This is a genomic window from Rhizobium mongolense USDA 1844 (assembly GCF_000419765.1).
Lineage (GTDB): Bacteria > Pseudomonadota > Alphaproteobacteria > Rhizobiales > Rhizobiaceae > Rhizobium > Rhizobium mongolense.
Genome location: NZ_ATTQ01000008.1, coordinates 276,430 through 295,175, shown reverse-complemented (window position 1 = coordinate 295,175; position 18,746 = coordinate 276,430). Strand labels below are relative to the sequence as shown.

The window sequence follows — 18,746 nt, the reverse complement described above, 5'->3', positions numbered from 1 at the left end:
TGCCCATACGCGAGCCGATAACGCCCCCCGAACCGAACTCCGGTTGGTCTTCATGGCTGATTCTGAAACACGCCTGGTCATTTTCGATTGTGACGGTGTCCTCGTCGATAGCGAGCCGATCTCCGTCAGCGTGCTCGTCGAGGCGATGAACGACCTCGGAGTGCCGATCACCGAGGAAGAGGTCTATGGGCGCTTCCTCGGCAAGAGCCTCGCGACCGTCATCGAAACGATGAAGAGCGAATATCAGGTGCATGCCGGCGACGAGTTTCTCGAGCGCATCCGCACCAATCTCTATGCGCGGTTCAGGAAAGAACTGAGACCGATCGAAGGCATAGGTGCGACGATCGATGCGCTCGATATCCCTTGCTGCGTCGCTTCGTCGAGCCAGGTCGAGCGCATCAGGCTGTCGCTCACCGTCACCGGCCTTATCGACAAGCTACCGAACATCTTCAGCGCCTCGATGGTGAAGAATGGAAAGCCGGCGCCAGACCTCTTCCTGCATGCGGCCCGCGAAATGCACGTCGATCCGAAGAACTGCGTCGTAATCGAAGACAGCCCTGCAGGAATCGAGGCAGCCAAGGCCGCAGGCATGACGGTCTTTGCCTTTACCGGCGGCTCACATGCCAATTTTGCAGGTTATCGTGCAGAACTTCAGCGGCTTTCGCCGGAACGCGTGTTTGACGCAATGCCGGATTTGATACACCTTATCCAGAAACAAAAGCTGGATGGGGCTCACCCTTGATGCATGATCATGTGGTTGCGGTGGATGTCGGCACCGGCAGCGCGCGTGCCGGTGTGTTCGATGCCCGCGGTCGCCTGCTCGGAAAGGCCGAACATCCGATCATCATGAATAGACCGCGTGAAAATCATGCCGAACATGATTCCGAAAATATCTGGTCTGCGGTCTGCATCGTCGTTCGAAAGGCGATGGAACAATCGGGTGCAGCTCCTGCGTCTGTCGGTGCGATCGGCTTCGACGGCACATGCTCGCTCGTCGTCCGCGATGTCGATGGTGGGCAGATCAGCGTCTCGACGGGGGGCGAGAGGCGCTTCGACACGATCGTCTGGCTCGACCACAGGGCGCTCAACGAAGCTGATTTCTGCACGGCAACCGGCCATGCGGTTCTCGATCATTGCGGGCATTTCATGTCGCCGGAAATGGAGATGCCAAAGCTGATGTGGCTGAAGAAGAAACTGCCTGGCACCTGGATGAATGCCGGTTATTTCTTCGATCTTGCCGACTTCATGACATGGAAGGCGACGGGCTCGCTTGCCCGTTCGCGCAGCACGCTGACGGCGAAGTGGAATTATCTGGCGCACAAGGAAAAGGGCTGGCAGAGGGATTTTCTCGCGCAGATCGGCCTGGAAGACCTCCAGGAGCGCGGCCGTCTGCCCGACGAGACAGCACAGGTCGGCACGAGCGTCGGCACGCTCACCCAGGAGGCCGCATCGGCACTCGGGCTGACGACGGATTGCCACGTTTCGGCGGGCCTGATCGACGCCTATGCAGGCGCGCTCGGCACGCTTGCCGGCTATGCGGCCGACCCAGCGCAACTTGAGCGTCAGTTGGCGCTCATTGCCGGAACCTCGAGCTGCATCATTTCGTTCTCCCGCGATCGAAAGCCAAGTCATGGCATGTGGGGACCTTACTACGAGGTCGTCTTTCAGGATTCGTGGCTTGTTGAAGCCGGTCAATCGGCGACGGGTGCGTTGCTTGAGCATATCGTGCGCATGCATGCTGCCGGGGGCGAGCCCACCGCCGCATTGCACCAGAAGATCGTCTCCCGCATTGCGCAATTGCGTGCCGAAGAAGGCGACGCGCTCGGCTCGCGCATCTTCGTGCTGCCGGATTTCCACGGCAACCGGTCGCCTCTTGCCGATCCGCACGCCGTCGGCACTATCAGCGGGCTGACGCTCGATACGTCATTCGACGGACTTTGCGCGCTCTACTGGCGTACGGCCGTCGGCATTGCGCTCGGCATCCGGCATATTCTCGAAAAGATGAAGGAATTCGGTTATGTGCCGGACACGCTGCATGTTGCGGGCGGGCATGTGAAGAACCCGGTGCTGATGGAGCTTTATTCGGATGCGACAGGCTGCAGGGTCGTCGTTCCGAAGATGAACGAGGCGGTGTTGCTGGGCACTGCGATCGGAGCTTCTGTTGCCTGTGGCTTACATAAGGATCTCCCGACGGCCGGCGTGGCAATGTATCCCGGGGGTGAAGAGCGTGCGCCGGACGCGACGAAGCAGGCTCTGTATGATCGCGAATACCGGCGGTTCCTCGCGATGTATCGCCATCGCGCCGAACTGGACGCGATAAGCTAGCGATTGCCGCTTTCTCCGAGAATGGTGCCGAATTCCGACATTCGCCGCCGGCGTTCGAGCGCCTCTTCGCCTGCGGCGGCAATGACGGATTCCGACAGACAGTCGAGAAGAGCGATCAACGGAGGAAGGTTGTCCTCGTCGGGCGAGCGGGCAGGCGGAAGCGCCAGCATGACGTTGGATTGGTCGGGCAGCCAGTCGCTGTTTTCCGTTGTGATCAGCACGACCTTGTAGCCATAGCGCCGCGCGGTTCGCGCCAACAGACGCGCTTTGCCGAAGCGTCGGCAATCGATGATGATCAGGAGGGCGCCTTCGCCGCTCGGGCGAGCGAAGAGTTCGGCAAAGCGGTTTGCCGAACCGTCCAGTGCGTGGACGCCATCGCGGGACCGTGTCAGCCGGTGGGCGAAATGCGTTGCGAAGCCCGCGAGCCGTACATGGGTTGCAATGAAAACTTCGCGCGCCATGCCAATCATCGCGACGGCTTCGGCCCAGTGCGTCTGTGCGGTCAGATGGTAGATGTGGTGCAGCGCCTGGATCTGCTCGGTGACGAGCAAGGCAAGCGATTTTCCTTCCGAGGCATCGGTCTGCAACTCGTTGAGCGAATTTTGAAGTTGGACAGGAGAGGTGACTGCGGTTTCACGGAAATGGACTTTGACGCTGTCGAGACCCTGATAGCCGAGGGCGCGCAGAAAACGGCCAACCGTCATCGGGCTTAGATCGAGCCTGTCGGCCACGGAGGCAGCGGTCTCGAAGGGAAGGTCGTTCAGGTGCTCGGTAAAATACTTCGCAATTCTGCGCTCGGCCGGCGTGCCTGACTTCACATAGTGTCTGAGCTTCTGAACAAAGTCTTCCACATCAGCCTCCCTGACTTCCCAGAGGCAATTCGCGGATGCGCTATTGGCGAGACTTGCCGTTGCAACTATTTCCGGAAGCTGCGTCCTAGGCTCAAGTTTATATCGAATACTATAGACTATATATTAGTGTGTTATTTTAGACAAGTTTTCCATCGTTGCATGTAGTTTTATTTCGACTTGCCGTCGGGCGTTGAGATTCCTACATGCGCAGATATAACCTGGAGATGCGAAGAATGATCCTCGATGCCGCGCGCCTTGCGTTTTTCAACCTGTTTGCACGGGAAACCCGGTCGGTTTTCTGGAAGGTGCTGGGGCTTACGATCCTGGTTCTCATTGGGCTCTGGTTCGTGCTGCGAAGCCTGTTCATGGCTTTGCTGTTTCCGTGGATCGCGGGCTTCTTTCCGGAAATTCCGGATTGGGCCGGCTGGCTGAGCTTCGTCTTTGTCATCCTCGCAAGCATCGGTCTTGCCTTGGGCCTGGCGCTGATGCTGTCGCCCGTGACGGCGCTGATTGCCGGGCTTTTTCTCGATGACGTGGCAGACGTGGTGGAGAAGCGGGATTATCCCGAGGATACCCCGGGAACGGCAATGCCGATCGGCCCGGCAATCGTGAGTTCACTCAAGTTCCTGGGCGTGGTGATCGCCGGCAATATTGTCGCCCTCCTCCTGCTCTTCATCCCGGGCGTGAACCTGATCGCCTTCTTCCTGGTGAACGGTTATCTGCTTGGCCGGGAATTCTTCGAATTCGCCGCCATGCGCTTCCGTTCGCCGGAGGAGGCCCGGCTCTTCAGGGCAAAGCACGCTTCTACCGTCTTTCTCGGCGGTTTGGTGATCGCCGCTTTCCTGGCCATCCCCTTCCTCAATCTGCTGACGCCGCTTTTTGCGGCGGGCATGATGGTTCATCTCTACAAGCTGATTTCCCAACGGGATCTCGGTTTTCACCGGTAAATCAGTTTGAGGAGGCCGATGGTTTGCCTATTCGACGGCCTCGCCCATCACCTGCGGTGGTAGCTCGACCAGCGGCGCCGGTATATCGCAGCTCTTTTCCGGCGATTTGCAGAGATCGGCGATCACGCAGCGCTCGCATTCCGGGCGGCGCGCCTTGCACGTGTAGCGGCCGTGCAGGATCAGCCAGTGGTGGGCATGATAAAGGTAGTGACTGGGGATCACCTTCATCAGGCGGTCCTCGACCTCGTCCGGTGTCTTTCCCGGCGCCAGCTTGATGCGATTGGCGATGCGGAAGATGTGCGTGTCAACCGCCATCGTCGCCTGGCCGAAGGCCATTGATAGAACCACGTTCGCTGTTTTGCGGCCGACGCCCGGCAGGCGCACGAGTTCCTCACGCTTTTGCGGAACCTCGCCGCCGAATTCATCGACCAGCATTTGCGAAAGCGCCATGACGTTCTTCGCCTTGTTGCGGTAAAGGCCGATCGTCCTGATGTAGTCGCGAAGGCGTTCCTCGCCGAGCGCCAACATCTTCTCCGGCGTATCTGCCACCTTGAAAAGCGCCCGCGTCGCCTTGTTGACACCGGCATCCGTCGCCTGGGCGGAGAGTGCCACGGCAACGACGAGCGTGAATGGATTGGTGTGTGCCAGTTCGCCTCTGGGTTCCGGCCGCTGGATCGAGAAGCGGCGGAATATCTCCTCGCGCTCGGCTTGCGAATACGCGGTGCGCACCGGGACGGCCTTGCGGCGGGTGATCACTTTCGAGTTTTGCGGTGATTTGCGGACGGATTTGAGTTTCGGTTCGGGCATCGACAATCTATACTCATCAGCCATGACGGAAAGCAACGCCGGGCGGGCGAACGAACAGCCTGTTTTTGCAGCCGAACTTTTCCCTTACCGGTCGCTCGGCCGCAAGGGTTTCAGGGTGCTGCTGCTGATTTCCGGTGCCGTCTGTTTCCTCTATGGGATATTCTTCGTCGTTACCGGCGCTTGGCCGATCGGCTTCTTCTTCGGGCTGGATTTCGCGTTGCTCTACGGTGCCTTCTGGCTCAACTACCGCTCCGGCAGGGCGCGCGAGGAAGTGACCGTTTCGCGCACCGATGTCGCGATCCGCAAGTTCGCGCCTTCCGGACGCATGGTAGAGCATCACTTCAATCCCTTCTGGGCGCGTTTCCTCGTCCGCCGCCACCAGGAAATCGGCATTCTTTCCATGCATATTTTTGGCGAGGGCCGGCGGACGGATATCGGCTCCTTCCTCAATCCGAATGATCGCGAAAGCTTTGCCAAGGCCTTCAAAGGCGCGCTTGCGACAGTCAAGCAGCGTATTTAAACGTTGCGCAAGAAACGGGTGGCTTGCGGTCCTCCCCTTGACTATCTCCTTGTTACAAGGAGAAGAACGATGAATATGATCGCCAATCTGAACAGAGACACCACGCCGGAGGGTCCGGACTACGAGACCGTCCGTCAGGTCATCGAACTTATCACCGAGGACTATCGCGACCAGCCGTCGCTGGAGGCGATTGCCGCGCGGCTCAACCAGTCGCCGACGCAGCTCCAGAAGACGTTTACCCGCTGGGCCGGACTTTCGCCCAAGGCCTTCCTGCAGGCAGTCACGCTCGATCATGCCAAGCGGTTGCTGCGCAAGGAAGACATGCCGCTGCTTGAAACTTCGATCGAGGTGGGTCTTTCCGGTCCAAGCCGTCTTCACGATCTCTTCGTCACCCATGAGGCCATGTCACCCGGTGAGTGGAAGGCAAAGGGCGGCGGCCTGACGATCCGCTACGGCTTCCACCAGTCGCCCTTCGGCGTCGCGCTGGTCATGGCCACCGATCGCGGCCTTGCAGGCCTTGCCTTCAGCGATCTCGGTGACGAGGCCGCCTGTTTCGAAGACATGACCTGCCGCTGGCCGAATGCCCAATATGTCGAAGATCGGCAGGCAACCACGCCTTACGCAGAGCGCATTTTCGAGCCCGGAAAGTGGTCTGCAGACCAGCCGTTGCGCGTCGTGCTCATCGGCACGGATTTTCAGGTCCGCGTCTGGGAGAGCCTTTTGAAGATTCCGCTGGGCAAAGCGATGACATATTCGGACATCGCTAAAGATATCGGCCAGCCGACGGCATCGCGCGCAGTCGGTGCTGCGATTGGACGCAATCCGATCTCCTTCGTTGTGCCATGCCACCGTGCGCTCGGGAAAAATGGCGACTTGACGGGCTACCATTGGGGTCTCACCCGCAAACGGGCGATACTGGGGTGGGAAGCCGGTCAGGCATGAGTTTCAGCTAGTTCGAGCAGCGCCTTTGCGGCGCTCTCGTCGGTGATCAGCGTGTTGCAGCCGATGCGCCGGATGGTGGCACGGATCGCGACGGCGCGGTGTGCGCCCCCTGAAGAGAGCACGATGTGCCGTGCCTTCGTCAGGGTGTCCAGATCGACCGACATCACGCGGCTGTTGATCGAGTGATCGACGGTGTTGCCTTCCTTGTCCAGAAAATTGAACATCGTGTCGCAGACGCAGCCGGCCTCGATCAGCTGCTGCAACTCCGCCTTGGAAATCCAGCCTTCCGACAAAGATGTCGAATGCGGGCCGATGTCGCCGCAGCTGACGATCGCAAGATCAAGGTCTTCCGCCAGCCGGTAGATCGTGTCCAGTCCGCATTTCTCGATCAGATTGCGCTTCGTCTCGACCGAATCCACGAGCAGGGGCGAGAGGAACATGTAGCACTCGGCGCCAAGCTGGCTTGCCAGCCGCCACGTATAGTCGATGGGGTTTGTCTGGTGCACGGCGACGATGCCGCCGAGCAGCGAGACGACCTTACAATTGGTGCGGCGGGGCGGCCGGAAGCTCGAAAGCGAAGCCGTCATCGTGCGCCCCCAGCCGACGCCGATCGTATAGTCGTCGGGGATCGCCTCGGACAGGAACTGGCCGAGCGCGAGCCCGACGCTCTTTGCGAGACTATCGACGTCGGAACTGACGGGAGCGGGGACAACGATTGCCTCGTCGAGCCCGTAGGCGCGCTCCAGCTTCACGGAAAGCTCGACGCAGTCGCCGATCGAATCGTTGATCCAGATCTGCACCTCGCTGCGCTTCATGGCCTCGTCGAGCAAGCGGATGACCGTCGTGCGGCTTATGCCGAGCTGCTCGGCGACGTCCTTCTGCGTCAGGCCCTGATTGTAGTAGAGCCACGCGGCGCGTAGCCTCAGCGACGAGGCTTCTGAATAAGCCGTGTGCGTGCCGCGTTTCAGCTTGACCACATCTTCTCCTGCTTGAGTTTCACCCTACTTGCATCCGGAGGCGGAAAAAGCAGGGCAACTTTCCTTGTTCCTAGCGATAATGACGGGCGTGACACTTATGTCAATTGAAATGCACAAATGTCCTTGACTTTCTCTTTTCGGGATGGCGATAGTCATTTCCGACACAGTCGTTTGTCCGAGGAGGACAATGTGCGGGTACATGGGAAGGCACGCGTTTTCGCCTGCAGCAAACTCATCTGTCTGTAGACTACCTCATTGCCGGGCGGAGCTCGCGCCGGTCCGCAGCTCAAGTTAGCAGTTCGAGTTCACAAGGGATTTTGACCAATGACAACCAAGCTTGACCAACTCCGCGACATGACCACGGTCGTCGCCGATACCGGCGATATCGAGGCTGTCGCCCGCCTGAAGCCGGTGGATTGCACGACCAATCCGACCATCGTTTTGAAGGCGCTCGGAACGCCGATGTTTGCCGATGCAATCAAGGAAGCCGTCTCCTGGGGCAAGAAACAGGGCGGAAACAGCGATGCGGTTGCCGCAGCTGTTGCCGATCGTCTTGCGATTTCCGTTGGCGCCGCCTTGTCGAAGCTCGTGCCGGGTCGCGTATCGACCGAGGTCGATGCTGACCTTTCTTTCGACACTGAAGCATCAATCGGCAAGGCGCGCGGCATCATCGCCTCCTACAAGGAGCGCGGCATCGAGCGCGACCGCATTCTGATCAAGCTCGCCTCGACCTGGGAAGGCATCCGCGCCGCGGAAGTACTGCAGAAGGAGGGCATCGACTGCAACCTGACGCTTCTCTTTTCCAAGGCCCAGGCCATTGCCTGCGCCGATGCGAAGGCTTTTCTGATCTCGCCCTTCGTCGGCCGCATCCTCGACTGGTACAAGAAGTCGACCGGCAAGGATTACACTGCGGAAGAGGATCCGGGCGTTCAGTCTGTCCGTGACATCTACAATTACTACAAGGCGCATGACATCAACACGATCGTCATGGGCGCCTCGTTCCGCAACGCCGGTGAAATCGAAGCGCTGGCCGGTTGCGACCGCCTGACCATCAGCCCGGCGCTGCTCGACGAACTCGCCAACGATCAGGGCACACTGGTCCGCAAGCTCTCGCCGGAGACGAAGAAAGCCGAGCCGAGGATCGAAATCGACGAGAAGACCTTCCGCTGGATGATGAACGAAGATGCGATGGCAACCGAAAAGCTTGCCGAAGGCATTCGCGCCTTCGCCAAGGACCTGACGGCGCTTCGCACGATGGTCCAGAAGGAATTGCAGCTCGCTGCTGCCTGACGTCTTCATAGAAACGGTTGAAAGGCGCGGTTGCCAATGGCGGCCGCGCCTTTTTCGTGCTGATATCAATGGCATAAAGCCTGAGGAAAGACATGGCGGGTGACGATCAGCGCAGTTCGATAATGACCTATGCCGTCCGGCATATGAGCATCATCATTGCTTTCATCGCGGGCTTGGTCGTTTTCCTGCTTCTCACCTCCCGGGATGTGAACGCCAAGAATGTGCTGGTCGGCTGGAACGTGACGGCCATCGTCTTTACGTGTGTCAGTTGGCGAAGGATGCTTCGGGCGACAGTCGCGGATATCAGGAAGCGAGCGGAAGATCTGGATTTTTCCGACACGTTCGTACTCTTCCTGTCGATCGCGGCGGCGCTCGCAAGCATCGCTGGCATTGGGCTCGAGCTGCATTCCGTGAAAGAAGCGCCACCCAATGTCGCCTTCGCCAGAGCCTGCGCGGCAGTGGTCACGATCCTGGTTTCCTGGGTTTTCCTCCACACGCTCTTCACCATCCACTACGCCCATCGATTTTACGGTGGACCTGACAAGGGCGAAGGCCTGATTTTTCCGGACAGGATCGAAGAACCTGTCTATTGGGACTTCCTCTACTTCTCATTCACGATCGGCGTCGCGGCGCAGACCGCTGATGTTGCCGTCTCCACGATGACGATGCGCAAGATCGCGCTGCTTCATGCAGTGCTGTCGTTTCTCTTCAATACGACGATCCTGGCACTCGCGATCAATGTCGGAGCGAGCCTGCTCTAGGCAAGCCACGCTGTTGTTAGAGAACCGCTTGGCCGGCGATCAGCGCCAGGATCAGGAAGATCAGGAAGATGACGAGGGCGATGCCGAAGAGAACACGCGCGATCGTTGCGGTGGCGGCTGAGATGCCGGAAAAACCGAAGAACCCGGCAACCAGCGAAATGACGAGAAATATGAGAGCCCATTTGAGCATGGATGTTTCCTCTGCGTTGGATACACAAGAGGACGCAGGAAACACCAAATTGTTCCGCCGCAGGTGTCTGCGACGGTCTTGATCACAACTGATGCTGGTCGGAATTACTCAACCATGATTGATCATCACGTGCCGGACGGCGGTGTAATCCTCAAGCGCATAGACCGACATATCCTTGCCGTAGCCGGATTGCTTGAGACCGCCATGCGGCATTTCGTTGACCAGCATGAAATGCGTGTTGATCCAAGTGCAGCCATATTGCAGGCGCGCGGCCGTCTTCATGCCGCAGCTGATGTCCTTGGTCCACACGGAGGAGGCAAGGCCATAGTCGCTGTCGTTCGCCCAAGCGACGGCATCCTCGACGTCGGTGAAGCGCGTCACGGAGACGACCGGGCCGAAGACTTCGCGGCGGACGATCTCGTCATCCTGCGTGGCACCGGCGATGACGGTTGGCGTGAAGAAGAAACCCTTGTCGCCTGAGGTCTTGCCGCCGGTCGTAATTTCCATGTGCTTGTGCTCGGCAGCGCGGGTGACGAAGCTTTCGACGCGGTCGCGCTGGCGCTTGGAGATCAACGGGCCGATCTCGTTTTCAGTGTCCTCGGCCTGGTTGAACTTAATCGAGGAAACCGCCGAGGAGAGATCGGCGACGAACCTGTCGTAGACCTTGGCGTCAGCATAGATACGGCAGGCGGCGGTGCAGTCCTGGCCGGCGTTGTAGTAACCAAAGGTGCGGATGCCTGAGACGACTGCATCGATATCGGCGTCGTCGAAGACGATGACGGGGGCCTTGCCGCCAAGTTCCAGATGCGTGCGCTTGACGGACTTGGCGGCCGCCTGCAGCACCTTCTTGCCGGTCGCGACATCGCCGGTGATCGAGACCATGGCGATCTTCGGGTGGTTGATCAGCGCATTGCCGACACTTTCTCCGCGACCGAGGATGACGTTGACGACGCCCTCGGGCAGGATGTCAGCGAGCAGTTTCGCCATCTTCAGAGCCGTCAGCGGCGTTTGTTCGGAAGGCTTGAAGACGACGGTGTTGCCGCCGGCGATCGCGGGTGCCAGCTTCCAGGCCATCATCATTAGTGGATAATTCCAAGGCGCGATCGAGCCGACGATGCCGATTGCGTCGCGGCGGATCATCGAGGTGTGACCAGGCAGGTATTCGCCGGAGACCGGACCGTGCAGGTTGCGGACAGCGCCCGCGAAGAAACGGTAGCAATCGACGATCGCCGGGATTTCATCGTTGAGCACGGCGTTGATCGGCTTGCCGCAGTTCAATGCTTCGAGCGTGGCAAAGCCCTGACCGTCTTTCTCTATGGCATCGGCGATCCTCAGCAGATAGCCGGAGCGTTCGGAAGGTGTCGTCTGCGACCAGCTCTTGAAAGCCTTCCCGGCGGCTTCCACAGCGGCATCGATCTGGCCGAATGAGGCTTCCGGCAGATTCAGCACCGTCTCACCCGTCTTCGGGTTCAGGATGCGCTCTTCCGTTTCCGTGCCCGTTTCGAAGCGGGATCCAATCAGCATCTGGGTGTCCATGACGTTCTCCCTTTTATTTGCCGGCTCCGGCGATTTGGTCGCCGTCGCGGGTGAGGTAGTAGGCTGCCAGGATTGGCAGGAAGGTGACGAGCACGACGGCCATGGCGACCACGTTGGTCACCGGGCGCTGGCGCGGGCGGATGAGTTCTTCGAGCATCCAGATCGGCAGCGTCGATTGCTGGCCGCCGGTGAAGGTGGTGACGATGACTTCGTCGAAGGAGAGCGCGAAGGCAAGCATGCCGCCGGCAAGTAGCGCAGTGCCGATATTCGGCAGGATGACGTGCCGGAAAGTCTGGAAGCCGTCGGCGCCGAGGTCCATCGAAGCTTCGATCAGTGAGCCGGAGGTACGGCGGAAGCGGGCGACCGCATTGTTGTAGACGACCACGACGCAGAAGGTGGCGTGGCCAAGCACGATCGTCCAGACCGAGAACGGGATGTCGAACAGGCTGAAGGCCGAGCGCAGCGCAATGCCGGTGATGATACCGGGAAGGGCGATCGGCAGAATGACGAGCAAAGAGATGACCTCGCGGCCGAAGAACTTCGTCTGGCTGACGGCGGCAGCACAAAGCGTGCCGAGCACCAGGGCGATAGCAGTGGCGATGCAGGCGACTTGCACAGAAAGGCCGAGGGCTGCCCAGACATCAGGTCGGTTCCAGGCCACGTTGAACCACTGCGTCGTCAGCCCCGGCGGCGGCCACTGGTAGCTCTTCTCCTCGGTGGTGAAGGCATAGACGAAGATCAGCAGGATCGGCAGATGCAGGAAAAGCAGGCCGCTCGCGGCTGCGATCTTCAGGGCGAGAGGGGAGCCGTGTCCACGGTCAGAGCGCATCGAAAGCCCCCTGTTTTTTTGCAAGCCAGAGATAGATGGCCATGATGGCGATCGGCACGACGGAGAAGGCGGCGGCGAGCGGCACGTTACCGGCGGTGCCCTGCTGCGCATAGACCGCCTGGCCGATGAAGAGGCGGGAAGAACCGATGATCTGCGGGATAATGTAATCGCCGAGGGTCAGCGAGAAGGTGAAGATGGAGCCGGCGACGATGCCGGGCAGCGCCAGCGGGAACAGCACCGTGCGGAAGGTCTGGCCCGGCGTGGCGCCGAGATCGGAGGCGGCCTCGATCAGGTTTGCAGGCACGCGCTCGAGAGCGGCCTGCGTCGGCAGGATCATGTAGGGCAGCCAGATATAGACGAAAACGACGAAAGTGCCGAGATAGCTCACCGAAAGGGAATTGCCGCCGACGACCGGCAGCGTAAGAATGGCGTCGAGCAGCCACGAGAGATGCAATTTGGCGAATATCCAGGTGAGGATGCCTTCCTTGGCGAGGATCAGCTTCCAGGCGTAAACCTTGACGAGATAGCTCGACCAGAGCGGCAGCATGACACCGAGATAGAAAAACGCCTTCCAATTTCCCTGCGCATAGCGCGCAGCGTAATAGGCGATTGGGAAAGCGATGACGGCGGAAGCGATCGTCACCATGACCGCCATGACGACGGTACGGACGATGATGTCGAAATTGGCGGGGTTCAGAAGCTCAGCATAGGTCGCGAGCGTGAACTCGTAGTTGATCAAGCCGGAGAAATCGTCGATCGAGAAGAAACTCTGCAGCAGCAGTGCGATCAGCGAGCCGATATAGATGATGCCGAGCCAGAGGAGCGGCGGCGTCAGCATCAGTAAAAGCAGTAGCTTCGGATGGCGCCAGAAGGCGTCCGACAGTCCACCGAAGAATCCGCCGCGGCCGGGCAAAATGGAGGTCGTAACGCCAGGTTTTGTCAGGGCGAGCGCTGTCATGCTGCATCATCCATGTAATGCACCTCGGCCGGCTGCCACGCGAGGCGCACGCTGGCGCCGATATCCGGCACATTGGCACCTGCGGGTAGTGTGACATGCAGACGTGTGCCCCTCATGGCGACCGTCAGGCGATACGCGGCGCCAAGGAAACTGGTGTTTTCGACCGCCGCCTCCATGCCGTCGCCGGAGAGATGGATCGCTTCGGGGCGCAGGCTTGCCCAGCGGTTTTCGCCGCCGAGCGACGTCATTACATCTGGCGCGATGACATTCGAGGAACCAACGAAATCGGCGACGAAGCGTGTCTTCGGGCGGCGGTAGATATCCTGCGGCGTACCCTCTTGCACGATGCCGCCGTTGTTGAAGACGGCGACGCGGTCTGCCATGGAGAGCGCCTCGCCCTGATCGTGGGTGACAAAGACGAAGGTGATGCCGAGTGCGCGCTGAAGGCTCTTCAATTCTTCCTGCATCTGCTCCCGCAGCTTCAGATCAAGAGCGCCAAGCGGCTCGTCGAGCAGCAGGACTTTCGGCTTGTTGACGAGCGCGCGGGCAAGTGCCACGCGCTGCCGCTGGCCGCCGGAGAGCTGGCCGGGGCGGCGGGCGCCGTAGCCCGGAAGTTTCACCAGTTCCAGCGCCTGTTCGGCCGCCCTGGTGCGCTCTGCCTTACCGATGCCCTTGACCATCAGCCCGTAGGCAACGTTGTCGAGGATGTTGAGATGCGGGAAGAGCGCGTAGTCCTGGAAGACGGTGTTGACGTTGCGGCGGTAGGGCGGGACACCGTCTGCCGTTTCTCCGAAAATCTCGATATGCCCATCCGTTGGCTGTTCGAAGCCGGCGATCAGACGCAGGCAGGTCGTCTTTCCCGAGCCCGACGGACCGAGCATCGCGAAGAACTCGCCTGGTGCGATTTCGAGATCGACGCCGTCGACGGCGCGAACCTGGCCGAAATGGCGCGAAACCTGCTGGAAACGGACGGCGGGTGTCATTGGGGTCTCCGAGTTATACATGATGCCCTCATCCTTGCTGCCGGGCACCTTCTCCCGGCAAGCGCGGGGAAGGGGACTCGCGGCGATGCTTTCGCCTCTCGGGGCGTTTCGGATAGCGGCGAGAGGTCTTGGGGCATGTCCCCTCTCCCTGCGTGTGGGAGAGGGTTGGGGCAATCATTCTGTCTGGGTGTTGACTACCGCCCGCCGATCACGCCGATATAGTCCGACACCCAGCGATGATACGGCACGCATTCACTCTGTGTCGTACATTTGGCAACAGGCGTCTTCCAGAATTTGATCTTGTCGAAGTGATCGAAGCCGTTGGTGGTGCAGCCGGTATCGGTCAACAGTTCGTTGCCCTTGCATGCTGCCGGAACGGAGGGAACGGCGCCGAACCAGGCGGCGGCATCACCCTGGACCTTGGCGGACAGGGAATGCTCCATCCACATATAGGCGCAGTTCGGATGCTCGCTGTCGGCATGAAGCATTGTCGTGTCGGCCCAGCCGGTGACGCCTTCCTCGGGGAAGGTCGAGGCGATCTTCTGCTTCTCGGCCTGCATCAGGTTCACCTGGAACGGCCAGGAGCCGGATGCGACGACGCCTTCGTTCTTGAAGTCGTCGATCTGGATCATCGCGTCATGCCAGTAGCGGGAGACGAGCTTGCGCTGGCCGCGCAGCAGATCGAGAGCTGCCTTATACTGGTCTTCATTGAGTTCGTAGGGATCCTTGATGCCGAGATCGGGCTTGTGGGCCATCAGATACATGGCAGCATCGGCGACGTAGATCGGCCCGTCATAGGCCTGGACGCGGCCCTTGTTGGACTTGCCATCAGGCAGCGTTTCTTCTTCGAATACCACCTTCCAGCTGGTCGGGGCCTTATCCTTGAATGCATCGGTATTGTACATCAGAACGTTCGGCCCCCACAGATAGGGCACGCCGTAGTGGACGCCGCCGACCGTATGCCACGGAGCGCTCTGTAAGCGTTCGTCGAGGTTTTTGAAGCTCGCAATGAGATCGGTATTGATCGGCTGCACGCGCTTGCCGGCAACGAGACGCAGCGAAGCATCGCCCGAAGCGGTGACGAGATCGAAGCCACCTTCGTTCATCAGCGCCACCATTTCATCCGAGGTCGCCGCAGTCTTCACGGAAACCTTGCAGCCGGTCTTCTTTTCAAAATCGGTAACCCAGTCGTAATTCTTGTCGGTTTCGCCGCGCTCGATATAGCCGGCCCAGGCGACGATGCTGACCGCACCCTCACCCTTGTCCAAGGCCTTCAACGGTTCGGCAGCAGCAACCTGCGTCACGAAGCTCAAGCTTGCGAGGGCAGCAGTGCACGATTTCAGAAGGTACTTCATCGTCTGTCTCCCGGTTTGTGCCGCTTGTTGCGGCATTTTGTTCCCGGCTGAAAGGTGCGCTGAAATATCCGGTTTCGCAAATTCATTTATCAGAAAGACGATATCGGAATTTCCGATATCGTCACCGCGCACGGCCGGATCGCATCGCTTCCGCAATGCCGACGAAATCTCGCGCCGCTTGCGGCAGGCTGGAACCCTTGCGCCAGACCATGCCGACCTGGACGACTGGCAATGAACCGGAGACATCGCGGCTTTCGATCCGGTCGCCTTCCAGCGACCAGGGGCGGTAGACGAGATCGGGAAGCAGCGCGACGCCGGCGCCTGTTGCAACGAGACTGCGCACGGCCTCCACCGACCGGGTGCGAAAGGCGACATGCGGGCGGGCGCCGAGCGCTGACAAAAGCTTGCCGGTGTTCTCCTCGATCTCATCGACCGTCAGCATGATCAGCGGCTCGCGGGCGATGTCGGCAACCGAGATGATGTCGGCGGAAACCAACGGGTGACCCATCGGCAGCCAGAGACGATAGGGCGAGGTTTCGAGGATCTCCGCCTGCAGCGCCATGCGGTCGCGCAGGTTAGAGATCACCATGACCGCGACATCGAGCTCACCGCCGACCAGCAGATGCTCCAGATAGCCGCCATTGTCTTCGATTGCACTCACCTCCACACCGGGGCAGGCGCGGCGGTATCGCGCCAGAAGATCGGAGAGAACATAGCCTGCGACCAGCGAGGTGACGCCGATATTCAATGTGCCGGAAAGAGCGCTTTGCAGGCCGGAAAAACTGGCGCGCGCATCGGAGACGCTGGCTAGAATTTTTGTCGCATGCCGGAGGAACTGGTGACCGTTGTGCGTGATCGTCAGGCCGCGCGGGTGGCGTTCGAAGAGTTCGACGCCGAGGTCGGTTTCCAGTTCCTTCAGCGCTTCTGTGACCGAGGATTGCGAGATCGAAAGATTCTGCGCGGCGCGCGTCACCGAACCCTGCTCGGCAACGGCGACGAAATACTGGATCTGGCGAAGGGTAAAGGCCATGCGTGTTTTTAGAGCACGGTCAAACGGATCATGGCAAGCACAACGGCTGGCGGACCTTTTTTGGTCTTTAGCCCGAATTGGTATGTTTGTCGAAAGACCACTTAAGCATTCCGAAACGTCGTTTGACTAGCTTGACTTGCATGTATTGCGTTGGAGTTTTTGCGATGGCGGACCAGTTGGCGTGAAGGCCTTACTGCGCATCTTCCGGCCCTCCCGGAAATTGGTGATCGTGATCGGCGGAACGGCCTTGTTTATAGGCGCTTCCGGCGGTGTCGCTGTTTATATCGGCAGGGACAACATCATCGGCCAGGTGTTGGAAGAGGCGAACGGCGTCTCCTGCACCGATGTCAACCTGGTGACCATCAAGAAGCAGGATCGAGTCTGGATTCGCAAATACATCAAGACCGAGCCGACGGACGGCATGACACGGGTCAAGACGGCGCTCCGCGTGGCGCAAGCCATTTACGCGCAAGAAAGGCCCGATCTGGTACAGGTCGTGGTCCTCGATGAAAACGGTCCAACGCTGCGTTCGGATATTCGTGGCAGGGCGATCGGCGCCGATGTGGTTTATATCCCGCATCCCGACCAGTTGGTCGAAGGGCTGAACGGCAAACCCTATACTGCCCGCTATTACGATGGCCAGGCGAGCGAGAACGGCCTGTTTTTCGGCGAGCGCATCGATTTGCCGGACGAAGAAATCCAGGCGCTGAACGCCTCGTTCAAGCAACGCTCCGATTGCATTGATCCAACGGCTGTCGCTGCAACCGCAGGCGAGGGCAACGAAAAAGGCGGCGAAGAGGACGCATCACCCGAAGGCGAAGCCGTTTCTTCGCCAGAAGGCAGCAAGGCTGCTCCTGCCTCCGGCCATTAATCGTTGGGCATGAAGGCGGACGACCATCGGCCGTCCGCCTTTTTGGAGCTGCTCATCCTTGCGCTCAGTCCGCCTTGCTGCGGCGGGCCGGGAAGAGGATGATGTCGCGGATCGAGGGGGAATTCGTGAGCAGCATGATCAGGCGATCGACGCCGATGCCGAGACCGCCGGCGGGCGGCATGCCCTGGTCGATTGCGTCCAGGAATTCCTCGTCCAGCTGTTTTTCCTTTTCGCCGCGCGCGTGAGCCTGCTCCAGCTGTTCGACCATGCGCTTGCGCTGCTCTTCTGGATCGTTGAGTTCCGAGAAGGCGTTGCCGAGTTCCCAGGCGTTGCAATAGGTCTCGAAACGCTCGACAAGGCGCGGCTCGCCCGGCACTTCCTTGGCGAAGGGCGAGATGTCCTTCGGGAAATGCGTGACGTGCGCGGGCTGGATCAGCGTGCTTTCGACCTTCTCCTCGAAGATAAAGGCGAGGCATTCGCCCCAGGTCGCGTCCTTCTCGATTTCGAAACCGGCCGCCTTCGTGGCGGCTCGGGCTTCCTCGTCGGTCTTGATCGCCAGAAAGTCGATGCCGGTCGCGTCCTTGACGGCGTCAGGCATCGGCACACGGCGGAACGGGCCCTTGAAGGAGATCTGCTTGTCGACGAAGGTGAATTCCGTGCTGCCATGAACCGACATGGCAAGCTCGGCGAACATGCGTTCGACGAGGTCCATCATGTCCTCGTAGTCGGCATAGGCCCAGTAGCACTCCATCATCGTGAATTCGGGATTGTGCCTTGTCGAGACGCCTTCATTGCGGAAGTTGCGGTTGATCTCGAAGACCTTGTCGGTGAGGCCCGAAACCAGGGTGCGCTTCAGGAACAGTTCCGGCGCGATGCGCAGGTACATGTCGAGCTTCAGCGTGTTGTGATGTGTCTTGAAGGGTTCGGCGGTCGCACCCCCGTAGACCGACTGCAGCATCGGCGTCTCGACTTCCATGAAGCCGTCATTCTCCATGAAGCGACGGATGCCGGAGACAATCTTCGAACGCTGCTGGAAACGGAGCTTCGATTCCTCGTTGGTCATGATGTCGAGGTGACGTTTGCGGTAGCGCAGCTCGATGTCGGAGAGGCCATGCCACTTCTCGGGCATCGGCAGCAGCGACTTGGTCAGCATGATGATCTTCTGCGCGTTGATCGTCAGTTCGCCGCGCTTGGTGCGGCGCACCACGCCGGTCACACCGATGATGTCGCCGATGTCGATCATCGGCAGCAGGGCGCGAGCCTCTTGCGGCGTCGTGTCCTTGTGGCTGAAGATCTGGATCTTGGCCGAAGCGTCATGGATGTCCATGAACATGCCGGAGTTGCGCGAGGAATAGACGCGGCCGGCGACGGTGACGACATCCTGTGTCTCGGTGTCCGGCTCCAGGCCCTCGTATTTCGCAGCGAGCTCGGCATTGGTGATCGTCCGGTGGAAATGCGCCGGATAGACATCGCCGACCTGTTCGCGCAGCAGCTTCAGCTTCTGGGCGCGGACTTCCGTTGCGTCTGAGGAAAGGGTCGCTGTTTCGGTCTTTTCAGTCATGATGCAAACGTCC

Annotated in this window: 19 protein-coding genes; 8 read left to right on the top strand and 11 right to left on the bottom strand. The window is 59.9% G+C overall.

The genetic code is table 11. The features are described from left to right. The first annotated feature begins 52 nt into the window (after positions 1-52). Positions 53-742: an HAD family hydrolase gene (locus tag A3C3_RS0117965; protein ID WP_028739753.1), complete on the top strand. Its 690-nt coding sequence runs from the start codon at positions 53-55 to the stop codon at positions 740-742. After that, positions 742-2,325: an FGGY-family carbohydrate kinase gene (locus tag A3C3_RS0117960; RefSeq protein ID WP_022715965.1), complete on the top strand. Its 1,584-nt coding sequence runs from the start codon at positions 742-744 to the stop codon at positions 2,323-2,325. The genes A3C3_RS0117965 and A3C3_RS0117960 overlap by 1 nt, the downstream gene beginning before the upstream one ends. Here the strand turns inward: A3C3_RS0117960 and A3C3_RS0117955 are convergent. Continuing rightward, positions 2,322-3,176 carry a MurR/RpiR family transcriptional regulator gene (locus tag A3C3_RS0117955; RefSeq protein ID WP_022715964.1) on the bottom strand — a complete coding sequence of 285 codons (855 nt, stop codon included), beginning with the start codon at positions 3,174-3,176 and terminating at the stop codon, positions 2,322-2,324. The two genes, A3C3_RS0117960 and A3C3_RS0117955, sit on opposite strands and share 4 nt — an antisense overlap. Before the next feature lie 233 nt (positions 3,177-3,409). Between A3C3_RS0117955 and A3C3_RS0117950 the strand changes: the two genes are divergently transcribed. Continuing rightward, positions 3,410-4,123 carry a sulfate transporter family protein gene (locus A3C3_RS0117950; protein ID WP_022715963.1) on the top strand — a complete coding sequence of 238 codons (714 nt, stop codon included), beginning with the start codon at positions 3,410-3,412 and terminating at the stop codon, positions 4,121-4,123. A 27-nt stretch (positions 4,124-4,150) separates the two neighbouring features. Here A3C3_RS0117950 and nth read toward each other — a convergent pair whose 3' ends face one another. Beyond that, the gene (gene nth, locus A3C3_RS0117945) at positions 4,151-4,954 is read right to left on the bottom strand and encodes an endonuclease III (RefSeq protein WP_028739752.1); all 804 of its coding nucleotides are present in this window, start codon (positions 4,952-4,954) and stop codon (positions 4,151-4,153) included. On the opposite strand from nth, the gene A3C3_RS0117940 reads away from it, so the two are divergent. Next, complete coding sequence (locus A3C3_RS0117940; protein ID WP_028739751.1) at positions 4,953-5,450, top strand: DUF2244 domain-containing protein; 498 nt, start codon at positions 4,953-4,955, stop codon at positions 5,448-5,450. The two genes, nth and A3C3_RS0117940, sit on opposite strands and share 2 nt — an antisense overlap. A gap of 69 nt (positions 5,451-5,519) precedes the next feature. After that, a complete protein-coding gene (locus tag A3C3_RS0117935) occupies positions 5,520-6,392 on the top strand; it encodes a methylated-DNA--[protein]-cysteine S-methyltransferase (RefSeq protein ID WP_022715960.1) in 873 nt (290 codons plus the stop codon). Here the strand turns inward: A3C3_RS0117935 and A3C3_RS0117930 are convergent. Beyond that, positions 6,383-7,369: a sugar-binding transcriptional regulator gene (locus A3C3_RS0117930; RefSeq protein WP_022715959.1), complete on the bottom strand. Its 987-nt coding sequence runs from the start codon at positions 7,367-7,369 to the stop codon at positions 6,383-6,385. The two genes, A3C3_RS0117935 and A3C3_RS0117930, sit on opposite strands and share 10 nt — an antisense overlap. A 324-nt stretch (positions 7,370-7,693) precedes the next feature. On the opposite strand from A3C3_RS0117930, the gene tal reads away from it, so the two are divergent. Next, positions 7,694-8,659 (top strand): transaldolase, encoded by a 966-nt coding sequence (tal, locus tag A3C3_RS0117925; protein ID WP_022715958.1) that lies wholly within the window; start codon positions 7,694-7,696, stop codon positions 8,657-8,659. Between the two features lie 92 nt (positions 8,660-8,751). Continuing rightward, positions 8,752-9,420: a DUF1345 domain-containing protein gene (locus tag A3C3_RS0117920; protein ID WP_022715957.1), complete on the top strand. Its 669-nt coding sequence runs from the start codon at positions 8,752-8,754 to the stop codon at positions 9,418-9,420. A 16-nt stretch (positions 9,421-9,436) separates the two neighbouring features. On the opposite strand, the gene A3C3_RS43765 is transcribed toward A3C3_RS0117920, so the two are convergent. The 7 genes from A3C3_RS43765 to A3C3_RS0117885 form a co-directional block, all read right to left on the bottom strand. Further along, a complete protein-coding gene (locus tag A3C3_RS43765; protein WP_022715956.1) occupies positions 9,437-9,610 on the bottom strand; it encodes a DUF1328 domain-containing protein in 174 nt (57 codons plus the stop codon). Between the two features lie 108 nt (positions 9,611-9,718). Next, on the bottom strand, positions 9,719-11,146 hold the full coding sequence (locus tag A3C3_RS0117910; RefSeq protein WP_022715955.1) for a gamma-aminobutyraldehyde dehydrogenase: 1,428 nt from the start codon (positions 11,144-11,146) through the stop codon (positions 9,719-9,721). A gap of 13 nt (positions 11,147-11,159) precedes the next feature. Then, positions 11,160-11,975 carry an ABC transporter permease gene (locus tag A3C3_RS0117905; protein ID WP_022715954.1) on the bottom strand — a complete coding sequence of 272 codons (816 nt, stop codon included), beginning with the start codon at positions 11,973-11,975 and terminating at the stop codon, positions 11,160-11,162. Further along, positions 11,965-12,933, bottom strand: coding sequence for an ABC transporter permease (locus A3C3_RS0117900; protein ID WP_022715953.1), 969 nt, complete (start codon positions 12,931-12,933; stop codon positions 11,965-11,967). Before A3C3_RS0117900 ends, A3C3_RS0117905 begins: the two co-directional genes overlap by 11 nt. Continuing rightward, complete coding sequence (locus tag A3C3_RS0117895) at positions 12,930-13,916, bottom strand: ABC transporter ATP-binding protein (RefSeq protein WP_022715952.1); 987 nt, start codon at positions 13,914-13,916, stop codon at positions 12,930-12,932. Before A3C3_RS0117895 ends, A3C3_RS0117900 begins: the two co-directional genes overlap by 4 nt. 194 nt (positions 13,917-14,110) lie before the next feature. Next, positions 14,111-15,271 (bottom strand): ABC transporter substrate-binding protein, encoded by a 1,161-nt coding sequence (locus tag A3C3_RS0117890; RefSeq protein WP_028739750.1) that lies wholly within the window; start codon positions 15,269-15,271, stop codon positions 14,111-14,113. A gap of 121 nt (positions 15,272-15,392) precedes the next feature. Next, a complete protein-coding gene (locus tag A3C3_RS0117885; RefSeq protein WP_022715950.1) occupies positions 15,393-16,301 on the bottom strand; it encodes a LysR family transcriptional regulator in 909 nt (302 codons plus the stop codon). A 181-nt stretch (positions 16,302-16,482) separates the two neighbouring features. Here A3C3_RS0117885 and A3C3_RS0117880 point away from each other — a divergent pair, with 181 nt between their 5' ends. Further along, positions 16,483-17,172, top strand: coding sequence for a hypothetical protein (locus A3C3_RS0117880; protein ID WP_022715949.1), 690 nt, complete (start codon positions 16,483-16,485; stop codon positions 17,170-17,172). Between the two features lie 64 nt (positions 17,173-17,236). Here A3C3_RS0117880 and lysS read toward each other — a convergent pair whose 3' ends face one another. Next, positions 17,237-18,733, bottom strand: coding sequence for a lysine--tRNA ligase (gene lysS / locus A3C3_RS0117875; protein WP_022715948.1), 1,497 nt, complete (start codon positions 18,731-18,733; stop codon positions 17,237-17,239). Positions 18,734-18,746 lie beyond the last annotated feature (13 nt).